We start from the raw sequence: 18,350 nt of genomic DNA, 5'->3' as shown, positions 1-18,350 counted from the left end.
TAAATTTATACCAAGCCTGCCGATAATGCAAACGCTTTTGCGGCAATATCGGCAAGGGTTTGAATGCATATAAAAAGCCGCTTCTGAAAAGAAACGGCTTAGATGGTCAAAACCGGTGTGGTTAATTATCGGCAAACAGATTTTTAAACCACAACACAATGCCGTCATACATGCGGCCGAACCAGCCGGCTTCTTCCACCGCATTGAGCGCTACCACGTTTTTCTCGGCCAGCACTTGACCCTCGCTCATCACTTTGAGTGTGCCCAGAACTTGGCCTTTCTGAATCGGTGCCACCACCGGTTGCACGGTTTCCAGCACAGGCTTGATGTTGCCGCCGCTGCCGTGCGGAATGGTAATGTAGGCGGCTTCTAAAAAGCCCACGTTCACCGCGTTGGCCGCGCCTTTATACACTTTCACTTGTGAAATGGTTTGGCCGGCATCGTAAAGCTTGGGCGTGTCAAACGATTGCAGTGCCCAGTTGAGCAGCTTGCTGCTCTCGGCAGCGCGCGCTTCGGCGCTCTCCGTGCCCACCACCACCGACACCACGCGGCGGCCGTTGCGCTTGCTGGAAGCCACCAAATTGTAGCCCGCGCTGCTGGTGTGGCCGGTTTTCAAGCCGTCGACGCTGGCGTCGCGATAAAGCAGCAAGTTGCGGTTAGGTTGCTCGATATTATTGTATTTAAACGATTTAATCGAATAAATCGGATAATATTTGGGGAAATCATTGATGATTGCGCCGGCCAGAATCACCAAATCGTTCACGGTGGTGAGGTGGTTTTCGCCCGGCAGGCCGGTGCTGTTGAGAAAATGCGTGCCGCTCATGCCCAAGCGCTTGGCTTCGGCATTCATCATATCGGCAAAGCCCTCTTCGCTGCCGCCGATGGCTTCGGCCAAGGTGATGGCCGCATCGTTGCCCGATTGCACAATCAGGCCTTTAATCAAATCGCTTACGCTGGCCGGCTTGCGCGGCTCCAAAAACATGCGCGAGCCCTCGGCTTTCCAGCCTTTTTCCGACACAGTGAGCATTTGGTCGGGCTTGAGCGTGCCGTTGTCGAGCGCCTTAAAGGTGAGATAAGCCGTCATCAGCTTGGTGAGCGAAGCCGGCTCCACCGGCGCATTCAAATCTTTGCCGGCCAACACTTGGCCGCTTTGCAGATCTTTTACCACAAAAGCCGTGGCGGCAATTTGCGGCGCTTGCGGCAATGCAGCGGCCGCGCTTGCCGGTGAAGCAGGTGCGGCAGGTGCAGAAGCAGCGGCCTGCGGCACAGAAGCGGCTGAAGCAGCGGGATCGGCAGCGGCCACATGGCCGCTGAACAGGGCGGCCACAAACAGGCCGAGCAGCGTTTTTTTCATCATTTCGGGTAAACTTTATTTTCAAATGGCAAAAAATCAGGCCGCCCGTTTCAGACGGCCTGACGATAATCTTGTTTATCTGCCGCTTATCTTCGCAAATCGCATCAATAAGCGCATTTCAGGCGGCATTATACCGTTAATCATTACTGTTGCTAACATTTTTCTTGCCTTCAGACGGCCTGCAGCGTATGGTTTTACCTTTGCTTAACTTGCGGCATCTTCTTAAAAACACCATGAATACCAAGCCCTACGCACACTATCTCACCCGCATTCTCACCGCATCGGTTTACGATGTGGCCGTTGAAACCCCGCTCGACACCGCCCGCAGCCTTTCGCAGCGCGCCGGCAACCATGTGTTGCTCAAGCGCGAAGATTTGCAGCCGGTGTTTTCCTTTAAAATCCGCGGTGCCTACAACAAAATGGCCAAGCTGCCGCAAGAGGCGCTTGAAAAAGGCGTGATTGCTGCCAGCGCGGGCAACCATGCCCAAGGCGTGGCTTTGTCGGCGCGCAAGCTCGGCTGTCGCGCCACCATTGTGATGCCCGAAACCACGCCGCAAATCAAAATCGATGCGGTGAAAAATTTCGGCGGCGAAGTGGTGCTCAAAGGCGTGTCGTATAACGATGCTTATGATCATGCCATGGAGCTGGTAGAAAAAAGCGGCCTCACCTATATTCCGCCGTTTGACGACCCCGATGTGATTGCCGGCCAGGGCACGGTGGCGTTGGAAATCATCCGCCAAAACCCCGGCGCGATTGATGCCGTGTTTGTGCCCATCGGCGGTGGTGGCTTGGCCGCGGGCGTGGCCGCATTTATCAAGCAGGTGCGCCCCGAAATCAAAGTAATCGGCGTGCAAACCAACGATTCTTGCGACATGAAGCTCTCCATCGCCAAGGGCGAGCGGGTGGAATTGAAAGACGTGGGCCTGTTTTCAGACGGCACCGCTGTGAAGCTCGTGGGCGAAGAAACCTTCCGCATCTGCCGCGACCTGCTCGACGACATCATCACCGTCGACACCGACGCCATTTGCAGCGCCATCAAAGATATTTACGACGACACCCGCAGCATCACCGAGCCCGCCGGCGCATTGGCGCTGGCCGGCCTCAAAACCTATATCGCCCGCAACCGGGCGCAAGGCCAAACCCTGATTGCCGTTACCAGCGGCGCCAACATGAATTTCCACCGCCTGCGCCACGTTTCCGAGCGCAGCGAATTGGGCGAAGGCAACGAAGGCATTTTTGCCGTGTCGATTCCCGAAAAACCCGGCAGCTTTTTGAAATTTATCAACGTGTTGGGCAACCGCAACATCACCGAATTCAACTACCGCTACGGCGACGACAAAGTGGCGCATATTTTCGTGGGCATCCAAACCGCCGGCACGCAGGATTTGGCCAAAATCAGCGCCGAACTGGGCGCCGCCGGCCTGCCCAACACCGACCTTACCAACGATGAAATCGCCAAAATCCACATCCGCTACATGGTGGGCGGGCGCACCCACAAAGTGGCGAACGAGCGCGTGGTGAGCTTTGAGTTTCCCGAGCGCCCCGGCGCGCTGGCCAATTTCCTCAGCCATATGCAAACCGGCTGGAACATCACCCTCTTCCACTACCGCAACCACGGCGCCGACTACGGCCGCGTGCTGGTGGGCGTGGATGTGCCGCCGCAAGACGATGCCGCCTTTATCGCCTTTCTCGACAACCTTGGCTATGTTTATGAAGATGAAACCGACAATGCCGCCTATAAATTGTTTTTAGGCTGAGGGGGTTGCATGTTGAAATGATGTGAAATAAATGCAGGCCGTCTGAAAGCTTGGGGCAAATCCGCCTCATTTTCAGACGGCCTGATGCTTTTGCAAAAAAGCTTTTCACCTTGCAAGCACGCTTTTACCCTCAAAAGCTTATTCGCGGATAAATTGTGAGCAGACCTTCACAGGCCGTCCGAAACCTGCCGATTGATTCATGAACAAACACACCACCCTTTTGCTGCCTTTATGTTTACTTTCCGCCTGCCAGAGCCTGCCCGCGCTGGATGGGCGCAGCGTGAGCCATTATGTGGATGCCGCTGCCGCGCCGCGGCTGGAATCTGCTTTGCGCCCGGCAGAGGCCGAGCGGCAGAATTCCGGCATTTATCTGCTCGATGATGCGCACGATGCTTTTGTGGCACGCGCCACGCTGATTGAATCGGCCGATCACGCGCTCGATATCCAATACTATATCTGGCACAACGATGTGTCGGGCAATCTGCTTTTCAATATGCTTTATCGCGCCGCCGATCGCGGCGTGCGCGTGCGCCTTTTGCTTGATGACAACAACACCAACGGCATGGACAATATCCTCGCCGCGCTCAATCATCACGCCAATATCGAAATCCGCCTGTTCAACCCTTTTATGAACAGAAAATGGCGTGCGCTGGGCTATCTCACTGATTTTCCCCGCCTCAACCGGCGCATGCACAATAAATCGCTCACCGCCGACAACCGTGCCACCATCGTGGGCGGGCGCAATATCGGCGACGAATATTTCAATGTGGCGGGCGACACGGTGTTTGCCGACATGGATGTGCTGGCCACCGGCAAGATTGTGGGCGAAGTGTCGCAAGATTTCGACCGCTATTGGGCCAGCGAATCGGCTTATCCGCTGGAGCGTGTGATTCCCAAGGCCGAGGTGGCCAAAGGCATGGCCGAGCTTAATGCCGGCGGCCGCGAAAACGGCGCGGTGTTGCAGCGCTATCATCAAGATTTGGCGCAATCTCACCTGCTCGAAGCGATTAAAAACAACAACGTGCCCTGGCAGCCCGCCCACACCCGCCTGATCAGCGACGACCCGGCCAAAGGGCTCGACCGCGATCGCCACAAGCCGGCCATCGGCGCAAAATTGTCTCAAGCGCTGATGCCGGAGCAGGAAATTTATTTGGTGTCGCCCTATTTCGTGCCCACCCAAAGCGGCACCGAAGCCTTGGCCGATATGGCGCAGCAAGGGATAAAAGTAACCGTGCTCACCAATTCACTGCAAGCCACCGATGTGGCTGCCGTGCATTCGGGCTACAGCAAATACCGCAAGCCGCTTTTGCAGGCGGGCATCACGCTTTATGAGCTCAAGCCCGGCAGCGCTGTGCCGAAAGGGCGCGACCGCGGCCTCACCGGCAGCTCGTCCACCAGCCTGCACGCCAAAACTTTTGTGGTCGACCGCGCGCGCGTGTTTGTGGGCTCGTTTAATCTCGACCCGCGCTCCGCCCGCCTCAACACCGAAATGGGCGTGTTGATCGACAGCCCCGAAATTGCCGGCGAAATTCAGCGCAGCCTGGTTGAAGCCACGCCCCAGCACGCCTATCAAGTTACCCTCAATCAACAGCAAAAGCTGCAATGGCAAGATCCGCAAAGTGGTGAGACCCATCAAAAAGAGCCGGAAGCCGGCTTTTGGAAGCGGCTCACGGTGAAATTATTGTCGGTGTTGCCGATTGAAGGGCTTTTATAAAGCCGGCCGCCTTTTCAGACGGCCTTGATTCTTTTATATTCACTTTTATTATCAGGCCGAGGCCTTTGCAAAACACCCTTTCCGTCGCTCCTGCGCAGGCAGGAGCCCAGTCTGAAGCGCAGCTTCAGTTATCGGGCAGGTAGTCGCCATCAAAATATGAGAAATCAAATATTTGATTTTATAGGGTGTTTATCATTTTCAGAAAAGTGTGAGACAAGCAAAGCGCTGCTTTGCGCTGGGCACCCGCCTACGCGGGTGCGACAGATATCTGGTTTTGCAAAGGTCTCAGGCCGTCTGAAACAGAAAGATTTGCCAATGAAACCATTATTCTCCTTTTTTATTGTCGCCGCCGCGCTTGGCCTTGCGGCCGGTTGCAGCAGCAAAAGCGCACCCAAAACCAAGCCTTCGGTGCAGGCCAAAAAAACCGGCCAAGTGCGCATCAGCCATATCAAGCAAGAGCAAGGTGCGCAAGAATTGATGCTGCACAGCATGAGCCTGGTCGGCACACCTTATAAATACGGCGGCAGCAGCAGCGCCACCGGCTTTGATTGCAGCGGCATGATTCAATATGTGTATCAAAACGCGCTGGGCGTGAGCCTGCCGCGCACCGCCCGCGATATGGCCGCCGCCTCGCGCAGCATTGCGCCCGCCCGCTTGCAAACCGGCGATTTGGTGTTTTTCAACACCAGCGGCAGCAGCAAATATTCGCATGTGGGTCTTTATATCGGCAACGGCGAATTTATCCACGCGCCCTCGAGCCGCGGCACCATACGCACCGAAAAGCTCAGCAACCCCTATTTTTCCCAGCGCTTCACCGGTGCGCACACCTTTTTCTGAGCCAAGCCGTTTGCGCAGGCTGAATAACTGATGCGCATCAAGATATGTAGTTTAATTTCAGCCAATGCGCACGCGCAGCGGTAATTTTTGCTAAAATATTAGCCATTCTTTTTCATGCCTTTTCCGAATAGCGTTTAAGGCCGTCTGAAAACTTTAGGAGCCCGTATGTCAAACAAACTTATTTTGGTCTTAAACTGTGGCAGCTCATCCATGAAGGGTGCCGTGCTGGATAACGACACCGGCGAAGTGTTGCTCAGCTGCCTGGGCGACAAGCTGATTCTGCCCGATGCCTTTATCACATTTAAAATCAACGGTGAAAAACACACCGTCGATCTGAAAGACAAGCCCAACCACACCGGCGCAGTAGAAGCGCTTTTGCACGAGCTCGAAGCCCACGGCCTGCGCGATCGCATCGCCGCCATCGGCCACCGCGTGGTGAGCGGCGGCGAGCTTTACAGCGAATCGGTGCTGATTGATAACGACGTGATTGCCGGCATCGAAAAATGCATCACCTTAGCGCCCTTGCACAATCCCGCCCACCTTTTGGGCATCCGCGCGGCCATGAAAGTGTTTGGCAGCCTGCCCAACGTGGCCGTGTTCGACACCGCATTCCACCAAACCATGCCCGAGCATGCCTACACCTATGCCATTCCGCGCGAGCTCTACCGCAAATACGGCCTGCGCCGCTACGGTGCACATGGCACGAGCTACCGTTTTGTGGCCGATGAAACCGCCCGCTTCCTCGGCAAAGACAAAAAAGATCTGCGCATGGTGATTGCCCACTTGGGCAACGGCGCCTCCATTGCCGCCGTGGCCAATGGCCAGTGCCAAGACACCAGCATGGGCCTCACCCCGCTGGAAGGCTTGGTGATGGGCACCCGCAGCGGCGACATCGACCCGAGCGTGTTTTCATTTTTGGCGCAAAACGCCAATATGAACATCACCCAAATCACCGATTTGCTCAACAAAAAATCCGGCCTGTTGGGCATTTCCGAATTGTCCAACGATTGCCGCACCATTGAAGAAGAAGCCGCCAAAGGCCACGAAGGTGCCAAGCTCGCGCTGGAAATTTTTGCCTACCGCCTGGCCAAATATGTGGCCAGCATGAGCGTGGCCTCCGGCGGCATCGATGCCTTGGTGTTTACCGGCGGCATCGGTGAAAATTCCAATTTAATCCGCAGCAAAGTGATGGGCTATTTGGGCTTTTTGGGCTTGAAAGAAGATGCCAAAGCCAATGAAGCCGCCCGCTTCGGCAATGCCGGCATCATCAGCGCAGAGGGCAGCCCCGTTTGCGCCGTGGTGATTCCCACCAACGAAGAATTGATGATTGCGCACGACACCGCCCGCCTTTCCGGCCTGTAAACGCATCTTCAGCTAAAATCATAGGGTGCGCAGCACACCGCGTGCCGTAATGATCTGCATATAACCGAGAGGCCGTCTGAAAAAGTTTCAGACGGCCTCTCGGTTTTTCATGCGGCATCTATAGTGGAATGAATGAAAAACTTATACAAAAATAAGAAATTTAGCATCATGTGTAGGGTGTGTGGCGCAGCCACGCACGCGGTTTAAACGGCTTCTGCATATGGCTTGCTACATGCGTCTGTATAAGTTTTTCTTTCATTCCACTATAGCAACTCAAACGCCCCACTCTGCCAAACCATCGTTTTCCAACACATACAGTTTGCGGCTGATGTTAAAAGCAGCGGCGGCATAACGCTTGGCGGCCAACGCTTGCAATTGCGCCATCACCTCTACATCGGCGCTGTCGCCGACAAACAATTCATTGCGCGAGGGCAAGGCAAACACAGGGTGGCCGCGAAACTGCATCTGCTCGGCCAAGGCATCGGCCAAGGTAATCAGCGCCGCATCAAACACGCCGTCCAGCCGCACGCGATAGCGGCCGTTGCCGCCTTTGATGTCGATTTTCTGCTCGGCGCGCCGCAAAAGGTTGTCCAGCGCCAATTCATACAAAGCCGACATATCGGCAAGATTCAATGCGTGCAAATCCGCTTCGCCCAAGGTGCGGATTTTATCGCCGTTGTCTTGCACAAAAGTGAGCAACAAATCACCTTCCAAGCGCACGGCGAGCACATGTTTGCGCCAATTCTCTGCCTCACCCGCTTCGCTCAGGGTTTGGTATAAATCCTGCAACCAGGCCACATTGCGCACCATGGGCATCACTTGCTCCGCTTGCAGGGGCAAGGGCGGCGGCGCGGCCGCGTTCAGCCGCACAAATTCCGCCACCAAAGCATCGAGCTGCTCGGGCGCTTGGGCATAAAGCCGGTAAAAATGGCCCACCGCCACCCGGCCGGAAGCCAGCGGCAGATAAGTGTCGTTTGCCGTGGCGCCCAGCTCGGGCACGCCGCAATCCATTCCCGCATCCTGCACGGCCTGATGCAGCATGGCGGCAATTTCGGCATGGCTTTTCAGCTCGGTGGGGTTGCCCAGCCATTTTTTGAAAAACGACATATTCCTTCCTTTAACTTCAATAAAATATTTTCAATCAAGGGCTCTTTACGCGCCCCTTAAAATAAAACAGGCCGTCTGAACACAGTTTTCAGACGGCCTGCCCCTTATGCCTGCGGCTCAGTTTGCGCCAACTCCAACGAAGCGGCCAACAACGAGAGACGCGCCATCACGCCATACACATACAAACGATTGCCCTCGCAATCGCAATGCCCGCTGGTTTGCGGCACGCCCAAGCTGTCCCATTGCTGGAAAATGCGCTTGCTGCGCTCCTCGCCGCCTTCTTCATCGCCGGCCACGGGAATAATTTGCTGCAAAGGCACAAAAAGCATGCCCGAAGCATTCAGGTTTTCATCTACCCCGCGCCCTTCGTGCACGCGGAAAAAACCGCCCACCACAAAACGATCCACCATATACACCACCGGCTCCGACACCGCGCCATTGAGCGTTTCGTAAGTGTAGATGCCCTCTTGCACAATCACTTCGCTCACTTCCAGGCCCTCTTTCACCTTGGCCATTTTGTTGCGGTTTTTGCGGTTGAGGCTGCGCACTTCATCGGCAGATTTCACACTCATCACGCCCATGCCGTAAGTGCCGGCATCGGCTTTCACGATCACAAACGGTTTGTCGGTGATGCCTTTTTCATCATATTTGGCCTGAATTTTCGCTAACATGCGCGTCACCGCATCGGCCAGCGCATCTTCACCCTCGCGCTCCTGAAAATCCAGGCCGCTGATTTGCTCGAAATAAGGATTAATCTGCCATTCATCGATATTAATCAGCTTGGCAAATTCGGCCGCCACTTGATTGTAAGCGGCGAAATGGGCAGTTTTGCGGCGCGTGGTCCAGCCTGCGTGCAAGGGCGGCACCACGGTTTGCTGCAAGTCTTTCAAAATATCGGGCACGCCGCCCGATAAATCATTATTGAGCAGCACCACGCAGGGCGAAAAGCCGTCGGCCAGATGCACGCGCCCGCGTGTGCGCAGCAAAGGCTCCAGCAACAAAGTGTCGCCGCCGGCGGTGGTGAATTCGGTGGGCTCGGTGATTTCCGGGTTGAGGCTGCCCAAGCGCACTTCAAAGCCGGCGCTGCGCAAAATATGGCTTAATGCAAACACGTTTTGCAGATAAAACGTATTGCGGGTGTGGTTTTCGGGCACAATCAGCACCGATTTGGCGGTTTCGCAAGCGCGATCCAGTGCATCTTGCGCCGCCAGCGCCGCGAGCGGAATAAATTGCGGATTAAGGTTATTAAAGCCGCCGGGGAAAAGATTCATGTCGATCGAAGCCATTTTATAGCCCGCATTGCGGATATCCACCGAGCCGTAAAACGGCGGCTTGTGCTCGCTCCACTGCGTGCGGAACCAGGCTTCGATTTTGGTTTGGTTGGCAAGGATTTGGGTTTCAAACGCTTGCAGTTGCTGCATATGTTCGGGCGACAATACGGGTAATGACATGATGTTTCCTTCACTGGGCGGCCGCTTCAGACGGCCTGTAAACGATAAGCGTAATTATAGCAACTTCACCCCAAGCGCAAAGATTATATTTTTATATCAAGCACAGGCAAACGCTATATGCGCTTCAGACGGCCTTGCAGGGAAAAGGCTCTGCGCGCAGATGAATGGTGAACAGCCCTTAAAGGCTGTTCAGACGGCCTTGCGGGAAAAAGGTGCTGTGCGCAAATGCACACAAACAGGCTGCCGCAAAAAGTTTTTTATGGTAAAGTTTGGTTTTAATAACGTGGGCGGATTTTTCCGCCTTTAGTTACGTTCACAGAGAAAGAATCTCATGCAGTCTTGGCAGCTTCCCGAACACATTGCCGATATTCTGCCCTCCACCGCGCGCCAGCTCGAAAGCGCGAAAGAGCGGCTTTTGGCTTTGTTCCGCGTGCACGGCTACGAATTGGTGCATCCGCCGCTGATGGAATACAGCAATTCCCTGCTCACCCACATCGACGCGGGCTTATCGCTCAAAACCATCCGCTTGGTCGATCAGCTCAGCGGCCGCCAGCTCGGCATCCGCGCCGACATCACGCCGCAAGTGGCGCGTATTGATGCGCACCTGCTCTCTGCCAACAACGGCATCAACCGTTTGTGCTATGCCGGCTCCGTGTTGCATGCGCGCCCCGACGGCTTTTTAAGCACGCGCGAGCCCTTGCAGGTGGGCGCCGAGCTTTACGGCTATGCCGGCGTGGCGGCGGATATCGAATTAATCGACTTGATGCTCAAAAGCCTCAAGCTGGGCGACATCGGCGAAGTGATGCTCTCGCTGGGCCACATCGGCGTGTTCCGCGCCTTGGCCGCCGCAGCCGAATTGAGCGGCAAGCAATCGGCGCAATTGCTCGCACTGATGCAGGATAAAGACGCCGAAGCCGTGCGCAGCCAAGTGGCCGTCTGGCATTTAGACGGCATGTGGGCCAAAGCTTTCGCGCTCTTGCCCACGCTTTACGGCGGTCGCGAAGTGTTGCAGGAAGCGCGTGCGCAGCTGCCGGATTTATTTGCCGTGGGCGCAGCGCTGGATGATTTGCAGGCCGTGTGCGATGCATTCGGTGCGCAGCAAATCCACATCGATTTATCGGAAGTGCGGGTAGACAATTACCACACCGGCCTTTTATATGCCGCCTATGGCAGCGATTGTCACGATGCAGTAGCGCGCGGCGGCCGTTACGACGGCTTGGGCGAATATTTCGGCCGCGCCCGTCCGGCCACCGGCTTCAGCTTCGATCTGCGCACTTTCACCGGCCGCCTGCCGCAAAGCACCCGCCCTCCGGCCATTGCGGTGGCGCAGCAAGATGCCGTGCAGGCACGCGAATTCATCGAGCAGCTGCGTGCCGAAGGCCAATGCGTGGTGGTGGACTACGGCATCGAATCCAACGCCAGTCGCGATTGCAGCCACCGTCTGGTGGCGCAAGAAGGCAAATGGGCAGTGGTTAAAAACGCATAATTTCCAAAAACATATCATTTATTTTGTGAGTTTAAATTTCAAAGGTATCCAAACATGGCTAAAAACGTAGTGGTAATCGGCGCTCAATGGGGCGATGAAGGCAAAGGTAAAATTGTAGACTGGCTGGCAGAAGAAGCCGCCGGCGTGGTGCGCTTTCAGGGCGGCCACAATGCCGGCCACACGCTGGTGGTGGGCGGCAAAAAAACCATTTTGCGCCTGATTCCGAGCGGCATTCTGCATGAAACACTCGACTGCTTTATCGGCTCCGGCGTGGTGGTGAGCCCCGAAGCCTTGTTGGGCGAGATTGATGAATTGAATGCCGCCGGCGTGAAAAACGTAGAAGGCCGTCTGAAAATCGCGCCCACCTGCACCGTGATTCTGCCCTACCATGTGGCGCTCGACCAAGCGCGTGAAGCTTCGCGCGGCGCCGGAAAAATCGGCACCACCGGCCGCGGCATCGGCCCGGCTTATGAAGACAAAGTGGCCCGCCGCGCCATCCGCATGGTGGATTTGCTGGACACCGACAAGCTCAAAGCCAAGGTAGAAGCCAATCTGGCTTATTACAATGTGCAGCTGCAACACCTGCATCAAGCCGAGCCCGTGAAGCTGGAAGATGTGATGGCGGTGATTGAAAAAGTGGCGCCGCGCATTTTGCCCATGCTCGCCGATGTGTCGCGCACCTTACACGACATCAACGAAAAAGGCGGCAAGCTTTTGTTTGAAGGCGCGCAAGGCACGCTTTTAGACATCGACTACGGCACTTATCCGTTTGTTACCTCGTCCAACTGCTTAGCCGGTGCGGCTTCGGCCGGTGCGGGGGTGGCACCGCAAATGCTGCAATATGTGTTGGGCATTGTAAAAGCCTACACCACCCGCGTGGGTTCGGGCCCTTTCCCCACCGAATTGTTTGACGAAGTGGGTGCCGGTTTGGCCGAGCGCGGCCACGAATTCGGCTCAGTTACCGGCCGTGCGCGCCGCTGCGGCTGGTTTGACGCTGCCGCATTGAAACGCTCGATTCAGGTAAACGGCATCAGCGGCATGTGCATCACCAAGCTCGATGTGATGGACGGTATTGAAAACATCAATATCTGTGTGGGTTATATGCTGCCCGACGGCAGCCAAACCGATATTCTGCCCTTCGGTGCCGATGCGGTGGCCGACTGCGTGCCGATTTATGAAACCCTACCCGGCTGGAGCGAATCCACCGTGGGCGTGAAAGATTACGACAAGCTACCGGCAAATGCCAAAGCTTATCTGAAGCGCATCGAAGAAGTGTGCGGTGCGCCGGTGGCGATTGTGTCGACCGGCCCCGATCGTGAAGAAACCATTGTGTTGCAGCACCCGTTTGCCTGAAAAAGCAGTTGAAATCAAAACGATTATTCTGTTTGCCTGCCCGCATGCACATACAGGATAATTGTTTTGCATTATCTGCACACAAAAAGGCCGTCTGAACGTGTTCAGACGGCCTTTCTTAAATTAAAACCGGCTTAGAAAGCACCATCATGGGCTCATTATTATTTACCGCATTTATTTATCTGTTTGCCGCCGTGGTGGCCGTGCCTTTGTCGAAACGTTTGGGTTTGGGCTCGGTGCTCGGCTATTTGCTGGCGGGCATGATTATCGGCCCCGCGCTGGGGTTGGTGGGGCGTGAAACGCAGGAAATCCAGCATGTGGCCGAATTCGGCGTGGTGATGATGCTGTTTTTGGTCGGGCTCGAGCTCGCGCCGGGCATGCTTTGGCGCTTGCGCAACAAGCTTTTGGGGCTCGGCGGCCTGCAAGTGGGCGCCACGGTGGCGGTGATTGCGCTGGCGGCGATGGCGCTGGGGCAGCCTTGGCAGGTGGCCGTGGCAGCGGGCTGCATATTGGCGCTTTCCTCTACCGCGATTGTGTTGCAAACCTTGGGCGAAAAAAACCTGCTCGGCAGCCCCGGCGGGCAGGCAAGCTTTTCGGTGTTGCTGTTTCAAGATATTGCCGCCATTCCGATGCTGGCGCTTTTGCCGCTCCTGGCCATGCCGGAATTGCTCGGACAGGCGCATGGCGCAAGCGGGCATGACGAAGCGAATTTGCTCACCGGCATGAATGATTATCTGAAAGCGGTGGTGACGCTGGGCGTGATTGCGGCGATTGTGGTGGGTGGCCATTTTTTATCGCGGCCGGTGTTCCGCTTTATCGCCGCTTCGCGTATGCGTGAAGTGTTTACCGCATCTGCGCTCACCTTGGTGGTGGGCATTGCCGCGCTGATGACGGCCATCGGCCTCTCGCCGGCGCTGGGCGCATTTATCGCCGGCGTGGTGCTGGCCAACAGTGAATACCGGCATGAGTTGGAAAGCAATATCGAGCCTTTTAAAGGTTTGCTGCTGGGTTTGTTTTTTATCACAGTGGGTGCCGGCATCAATTTCAACCTGCTGTTTGATGAATTCGGCATCATCTTGGGGCTCACGTTGGCCATGATGTTGCTGAAAATTGCGGTGCTGCTGATTTTGGGGCGGATTTTCAAGCTGCGCGGGCCGGACAATCAATTGTTTGCATTGAGCTTGGCGCAAGCCGGTGAATTTGGTTTTGTGTTGTTGGCCTTGGTGGTGCAAAGCGCGGTGATGCCGGCGGCCACCGCAGAGCGCGTGCTGCTGATTGTGGCTTTGTCGATGGTGCTCACGCCTTTATTGTTTATTGTTTACGATAAAATTCTGGCACCGCGTGCTTATCGGGGCGGACAGCGGCAACATGATGAAATCAACGAGCAAAACCCGGTGATTATCTGCGGACACGGCCGCTTCGGCCAAATGGTTAACAGCCTGCTGATTTCCTGCGGCTATCCGACCACGGTGATTGATTATGATGCAGACACCGTGGACGGCATGTCGCGCTACGGCATCAAAACTTATTTCGGCGATGCCAGCCGCCCCGAGCTGTTGGAAACGGCTGGCATCAATAAGGCGCGCTTGCTGGTGGTGGCCATCGATAACCGTGAGCAGGCTTTGCAGATTGTGGAGCATGTGCACCGCATCCGCCCCGACTTGCCGATAGTGGCACGCGCTTACGACCGCCTGCACACTTATGCCCTGCACCATGCCGGCGCGCAAATGATTGTGCGTGAAACCTTTGATGCCGCCGTGCGCAGCGGCCGCGAGGCCTTGCAATTTCTAGGGGTGGACAAAGCGCTGGCTGAAAAATTGAGCACGTTTTACTACCACCGCGACCGCCACAGCGTGCGCCGGATGGCCGAAGCTTACGACCCGGAAGCGCCGCGCTTCGGCAACACGAAAATGGCCAATATCGCCCGTGCGGTGGATGCGGAAACGGCCGAGATGATGCAGGCGCTGCTGCGGGGCGAAGAAGTGGATTGGCCGGCACAAGAACAATAAAACGGCCGCACAAATCAGCCGCCGCCGGCAAGGCTTGTCATATTGTTTTCAATTTAATCATAGGAAAAAGGCCGTCTGAAAGGTTTTCAGACGGCCTTGTCAATTTAACTGTTCAATCCAACTCATATCGTTAAAACATAACTTAACCTACCTTGACTGAATCTGATGTTTCCTGTTAAATGCTTTCACCAATGCAGCACATAAGCGCTGCATATCCCCCACATATCAAGAAATCAGAGGTCTTTTATGGGAAACTTCAACCCGATGTATGTCACTTTCGGGATTTACCTGATTGCCGTGCTGCTAATCGGCTTGGCGGCTTATTTTTCCACCCGCAGTTTTGACGATTATATTCTCGGCGGCCGCAGCCTCGGCAGCTTTGTTACCGCCATGTCGGCGGGCGCTTCCGATATGTCGGGCTGGCTTTTGATGGGCTTGCCCGGCGCGATTTACGTGGCCGGCCTCTCCGAAGCCTGGATTGCCATCGGCCTGACCATAGGCGCTTATTTCAACTGGCGCTTGGTGGCCGGCCGATTGCGTGTGCACACGGAATACAACAACAATGCGCTCACCTTGCCCGATTATTTTTTCAACCGCTTTGGCGCAAAAAACAAGGTGATGAAAGTGATTTCAGCCGCCATTATCTTGTTTTTCTTCACCATTTATTGCTCATCGGGCATTGTGGCCGGCGCGCGCCTGTTTCAAAGCCTGTTTGACATCGGCTACACCGAAGCCATGTGGCTGGGTGCCGGTGCCACCATTGCCTACACCTTTATCGGCGGCTTTCTGGCCGTAAGCTGGACCGACACCATTCAAGCTACCCTGATGATTTTTGCGCTGATTCTCACGCCGATTATGGTGTATTTGGCGCTGGGCGGCGCCGATGAAATGAGCGCCGCCATTCAAAGCGTGGCCGCCACCACCGGCAAAGAATACGGCAGCCTGATTGCCGGCACCACGCTGATGGGCATTATTTCCACCGCTGCTTGGGGCTTGGGCTATTTCGGCCAACCGCATATTTTGGCGCGCTTTATGGCGGCCGAAAATGTGAAATCCTTGGTGAAAGCCCGCCGCATCGGCATGACCTGGATGATTTTGTGCCTCACCGGTGCATGTGCCGTGGGCTATTTCGGCATTGCCTATTTCGGCAACCATCCCGACCAAGTGAGCGCTTTGGGCGGCAACAACGAGCGCATTTTTATCGCGCTGACCACTTTGCTGTTTAACCCGTGGATTGCCGGCGTGATTTTGAGCGCTATTTTGGCGGCGGTAATGTCCACCCTTTCCTGCCAATTGCTGGTTTGCTCCAGCGCCATCACCGAAGATTTCTACAAAGGCTTTCTGCGCCCCAATGCCGCCCAACAGGAATTGGTGTGGATCGGCCGCTTAATGGTGCTGGCCGTGGCGGTGATTGCCATTATTATTGCGGCCGACCCGGAAAGCAAAGTGCTGGGCTTGGTGTCGTATGCCTGGGCAGGATTTGGCGCGGCATTCGGGCCGGTGGTGATTTTATCGGTGTTTTGGAAACGCATGACCGCCGCCGGCGCGCTGGCGGGCATGATTGCCGGTGCTGTAACCGTGGTGGCCTGGAAAGCCACCGGCAGCAGCCTTTATGAAATCGTGCCGGGCTTCATCGCCTGCACCATCGCGGTGGTGGTGGTGTCGTTGTTGGACAAAGTGCCCGCCGGTGTGGTGAAAAATTTTGAAGAAGCTGATAAAACGTATCAAGCGGCAAAATAAGTGCATCAAGCTTTAGGGTCTGTTCACAATTCATCCGTGCGCTCAAAATCTTACGCACGGATGAAATGTGAACAGACCCTAGCACAATGCTCGAGGCCGTCTGAAACGTTTCAGACGGCCTCGAGCATTGTGGAATAAAGAATAAAACGATACAGGGCACCATAGTCATGCGTACGATTACGCCGCTTGTGGCGGCTAATCGTACCTACAGTTGTCTGCCAATAGTTGGAAATGAGCAAGCACAGTCTGCCTGTAAAGTGCATAGTGAAATGCAAGAAAAGTTATACAAACTGCATTCTGCAACGGCGTAGGTTGGGTTAATTAACCCAACGTTTCATACCAATTCAAAAAAGTAAGCTAACAAGGCGGCGAGCCGCAGACAGTACAACTAGTACGGCAAGGCGAGACAACGAAGTTAGGTTATTTTTTTGGATTGGTATCATACCCATTCAAAAAAGTAAACTAACAAGGCGGAAGCCTACGACAGTACAGATAGTACGGCAAGGCGAGGTAACGAAGTTAGGTTATTTTTTTGGATTGGTATCAGACGGCCTGTGGGTTTGTTGGGTTTACAAGCCAACCTACCCGCTGCTTTTATTTTATTTTGCAAGGTTATTCTTTTGAATTGGTATAAGCTTGCTTTTGAATGGGTATGAATACGAAAAGGCCGTCTGAAAAGTTTCAGACGGCCAAAACTTATTAACAAGGCAAATATCAAACTTGGTTAAACAGCCACGGCTGCGCCTGCTTGCGCTTGTCTTCAAAAGCTTTGATTTCATCGGCATGCTGCAAGGTGAGGCCGATTTCATCAAGGCCGTTTAAAAGGCAGTGTTTGCGGTGCTCGGTGATGTCGAATGCAAACGATTGGCCGTCGGGCGTGGTAACAGTTTGCGCGGCCAAATCGATATCGAGTGCATAGCCTTCTTCGGCTTCGGTTTCTTGAAACAATTGGTCGACCACTGTTTCATCCAACACAATGGGCAGCAAGCCGTTTTTATAGCAGTTGTTGAAGAAAATATCGGCAAATGAGGGAGCGATTACGGCGCGGAAGCCGTAGTCGTCAAGCGCCCACGGGGCGTGCTCGCGGCTGGAGCCGCAGCCGAAATTTTTGCGGGTGAGCAACACTTGCGCACCTTGATAGCGCGGCTGGTTCAGCGAAAAATCAGGGTTGAGCGGCCGCGTGCTGTTGTCCATGCCCGGCTCGCCGTGATCCAGATAGCGCCATTCGTCAAAGGCGTTGGGGCCAAAGCCGCTGCGCTTGATGGATTTGAGAAATTGTTTGGGAATAATCGCGTCGGTGTCGACATTGGCGCGGTCGAGCGGGGCAACCAGCGCGTTGATGCGGGTAAAGGCTTTCATGCTGTGTACTCTTGATATGGCAAAAAGCGCCCGCAGCGGGCGGGCGCTTCCGGCTGATTAGTTTGCGCCGTGGCGGTCGGCAGATTGCTCAAGCTTGTTGCCGGCTTTTTGAACATCTTCGCCAAAGCCTGAAACAGTGTTGCAGGCGCTCAGCAAAACGGCGGCAGCCATGGCCAGCCATACGGTTTTTTTCAACATAGTGCGCTCCTTTGGGTGGAAATTGATTTAATCTGCTGCTTTTTCAACTTTATCGCCGACTTTCTGCACATCTTTGCCAAAGCCGGAAACGGTGTTGCAGGCGGATAACAATGTGATCGCGGTCAAGCCGATCAAGATGATTTTTTTCATGGCAAAATGCTCCTTAAAGAAAGATTCAAATATACACGCCACGTTAAATCGAATGTGGTGTTTGCTATCATAGCCTTTGCGTTTTCAAATGACAACTCTATCTGTTGCTTATTTCAGAAGGCCGTCTGAACATTCAGACGGCCTTCTGAAGCTGCCACCCATCAAGTGTTGGACGGAGGCATATGCATGTTTTCTCGAGCAAAGGCCGAGAAACCTGCTTACATATCAGATTGCACTTTGTCTGCGCTGCGGGTAACGGCAGAGCCGGCTGCGCTTACATCTTCACCGGCACCGGCAATGGTGTTGCAACCGGCCAAAAAAGATGCGGCGGCAATGGCGATTAAAACGATTTTTTTCATCATGAGCTCCTTGGGTTAAAAATAAAAGTACAACCAGCCTGTGTTAGAGGTGACTCCCTCAAAGAAGTTCAATGGAAATCGGCCTGCATTCCGCTTTTCAGACGGCCTGTGCAC

Annotated in this window: 16 protein-coding genes; 9 read left to right on the top strand and 7 right to left on the bottom strand. The window is 54.8% G+C overall.

The annotated features are described in order from the left end of the window. Nucleotides 1-121 precede the first annotated feature (121 nt). Nucleotides 122-1,354, bottom strand: a complete 1,233-nt coding sequence (locus LVJ78_RS06605) for a D-alanyl-D-alanine carboxypeptidase family protein (RefSeq protein ID WP_132952261.1) — start codon at nucleotides 1,352-1,354, stop codon at nucleotides 122-124. A gap of 233 nt (nucleotides 1,355-1,587) precedes the next feature. On the opposite strand from LVJ78_RS06605, the gene ilvA reads away from it, so the two are divergent. The 4 genes from ilvA to LVJ78_RS06585 all read left to right on the top strand — a co-directional run bounded on the left by ilvA (nucleotide 1,588) and on the right by LVJ78_RS06585 (nucleotide 7,024). After that, nucleotides 1,588-3,111, top strand: coding sequence for a threonine ammonia-lyase, biosynthetic (ilvA, locus tag LVJ78_RS06600; protein WP_132952184.1), 1,524 nt, complete (start codon nucleotides 1,588-1,590; stop codon nucleotides 3,109-3,111). Nucleotides 3,112-3,310: 199 nt separating this feature from the next. After that, nucleotides 3,311-4,825: a phospholipase D family protein gene (locus LVJ78_RS06595; RefSeq protein WP_132952186.1), complete on the top strand. Its 1,515-nt coding sequence runs from the start codon at nucleotides 3,311-3,313 to the stop codon at nucleotides 4,823-4,825. 315 nt (nucleotides 4,826-5,140) lie between these two features. Further along, the gene (locus LVJ78_RS06590; protein WP_132952188.1) at nucleotides 5,141-5,662 is read left to right on the top strand and encodes a C40 family peptidase; all 522 of its coding nucleotides are present in this window, start codon (nucleotides 5,141-5,143) and stop codon (nucleotides 5,660-5,662) included. 165 nt (nucleotides 5,663-5,827) lie between these two features. Then, nucleotides 5,828-7,024 (top strand): acetate kinase, encoded by a 1,197-nt coding sequence (locus LVJ78_RS06585; RefSeq protein WP_132952190.1) that lies wholly within the window; start codon nucleotides 5,828-5,830, stop codon nucleotides 7,022-7,024. Between the two features lie 273 nt (nucleotides 7,025-7,297). Here LVJ78_RS06585 and LVJ78_RS06580 read toward each other — a convergent pair whose 3' ends face one another. Further along, entirely contained in the window at nucleotides 7,298-8,131 is an 834-nt protein-coding gene (locus tag LVJ78_RS06580) for a DUF1444 domain-containing protein (protein ID WP_132952192.1), read from the bottom strand. 104 nt (nucleotides 8,132-8,235) lie between these two features. Then, on the bottom strand, nucleotides 8,236-9,582 hold the full coding sequence (gshA, locus tag LVJ78_RS06575; RefSeq protein WP_132952195.1) for a glutamate--cysteine ligase: 1,347 nt from the start codon (nucleotides 9,580-9,582) through the stop codon (nucleotides 8,236-8,238). Here gshA and LVJ78_RS06570 point away from each other — a divergent pair. From LVJ78_RS06570 to putP, 5 genes are all read left to right on the top strand, one after another. Next, a complete protein-coding gene (locus LVJ78_RS06570) occupies nucleotides 9,581-9,889 on the top strand; it encodes a hypothetical protein (RefSeq protein ID WP_132952197.1) in 309 nt (102 codons plus the stop codon). The two genes, gshA and LVJ78_RS06570, sit on opposite strands and share 2 nt — an antisense overlap. Before the next feature lie 24 nt (nucleotides 9,890-9,913). Further along, the gene (locus LVJ78_RS06565; RefSeq protein ID WP_132952199.1) at nucleotides 9,914-11,068 is read left to right on the top strand and encodes an ATP phosphoribosyltransferase regulatory subunit; all 1,155 of its coding nucleotides are present in this window, start codon (nucleotides 9,914-9,916) and stop codon (nucleotides 11,066-11,068) included. A 54-nt stretch (nucleotides 11,069-11,122) separates the two neighbouring features. Continuing rightward, nucleotides 11,123-12,421: an adenylosuccinate synthase gene (locus LVJ78_RS06560; protein ID WP_132952201.1), complete on the top strand. Its 1,299-nt coding sequence runs from the start codon at nucleotides 11,123-11,125 to the stop codon at nucleotides 12,419-12,421. Nucleotides 12,422-12,570: 149 nt separating this feature from the next. Further along, nucleotides 12,571-14,430, top strand: coding sequence for a monovalent cation:proton antiporter-2 (CPA2) family protein (locus tag LVJ78_RS06555; RefSeq protein ID WP_132952203.1), 1,860 nt, complete (start codon nucleotides 12,571-12,573; stop codon nucleotides 14,428-14,430). 246 nt (nucleotides 14,431-14,676) lie between these two features. Next, nucleotides 14,677-16,170 carry a sodium/proline symporter PutP gene (putP, locus tag LVJ78_RS06550; protein ID WP_132952205.1) on the top strand — a complete coding sequence of 498 codons (1,494 nt, stop codon included), beginning with the start codon at nucleotides 14,677-14,679 and terminating at the stop codon, nucleotides 16,168-16,170. A gap of 714 nt (nucleotides 16,171-16,884) precedes the next feature. Here the strand turns inward: putP and leuD are convergent. From leuD to LVJ78_RS06530, 4 genes are all read right to left on the bottom strand, one after another. Beyond that, a complete protein-coding gene (gene leuD, locus LVJ78_RS06545) occupies nucleotides 16,885-17,529 on the bottom strand; it encodes a 3-isopropylmalate dehydratase small subunit (protein WP_132952207.1) in 645 nt (214 codons plus the stop codon). A gap of 57 nt (nucleotides 17,530-17,586) precedes the next feature. Further along, nucleotides 17,587-17,727, bottom strand: coding sequence for an entericidin A/B family lipoprotein (locus LVJ78_RS06540; protein WP_207894258.1), 141 nt, complete (start codon nucleotides 17,725-17,727; stop codon nucleotides 17,587-17,589). Between the two features lie 27 nt (nucleotides 17,728-17,754). After that, entirely contained in the window at nucleotides 17,755-17,877 is a 123-nt protein-coding gene (locus LVJ78_RS06535) for an entericidin A/B family lipoprotein (RefSeq protein WP_132952209.1), read from the bottom strand. 218 nt (nucleotides 17,878-18,095) lie between these two features. Beyond that, nucleotides 18,096-18,239 (bottom strand): entericidin A/B family lipoprotein, encoded by a 144-nt coding sequence (locus LVJ78_RS06530; protein ID WP_424580102.1) that lies wholly within the window; start codon nucleotides 18,237-18,239, stop codon nucleotides 18,096-18,098. Nucleotides 18,240-18,350 lie beyond the last annotated feature (111 nt).

The organism is Uruburuella suis (genome assembly GCF_022870845.1).
In the GTDB taxonomy this organism is placed as follows: domain Bacteria; phylum Pseudomonadota; class Gammaproteobacteria; order Burkholderiales; family Neisseriaceae; genus Neisseria; species Neisseria suis.
Note: the sequence above shows the minus strand (reverse complement) of the source record. Positions and strands in the feature narration are given on the sequence as shown.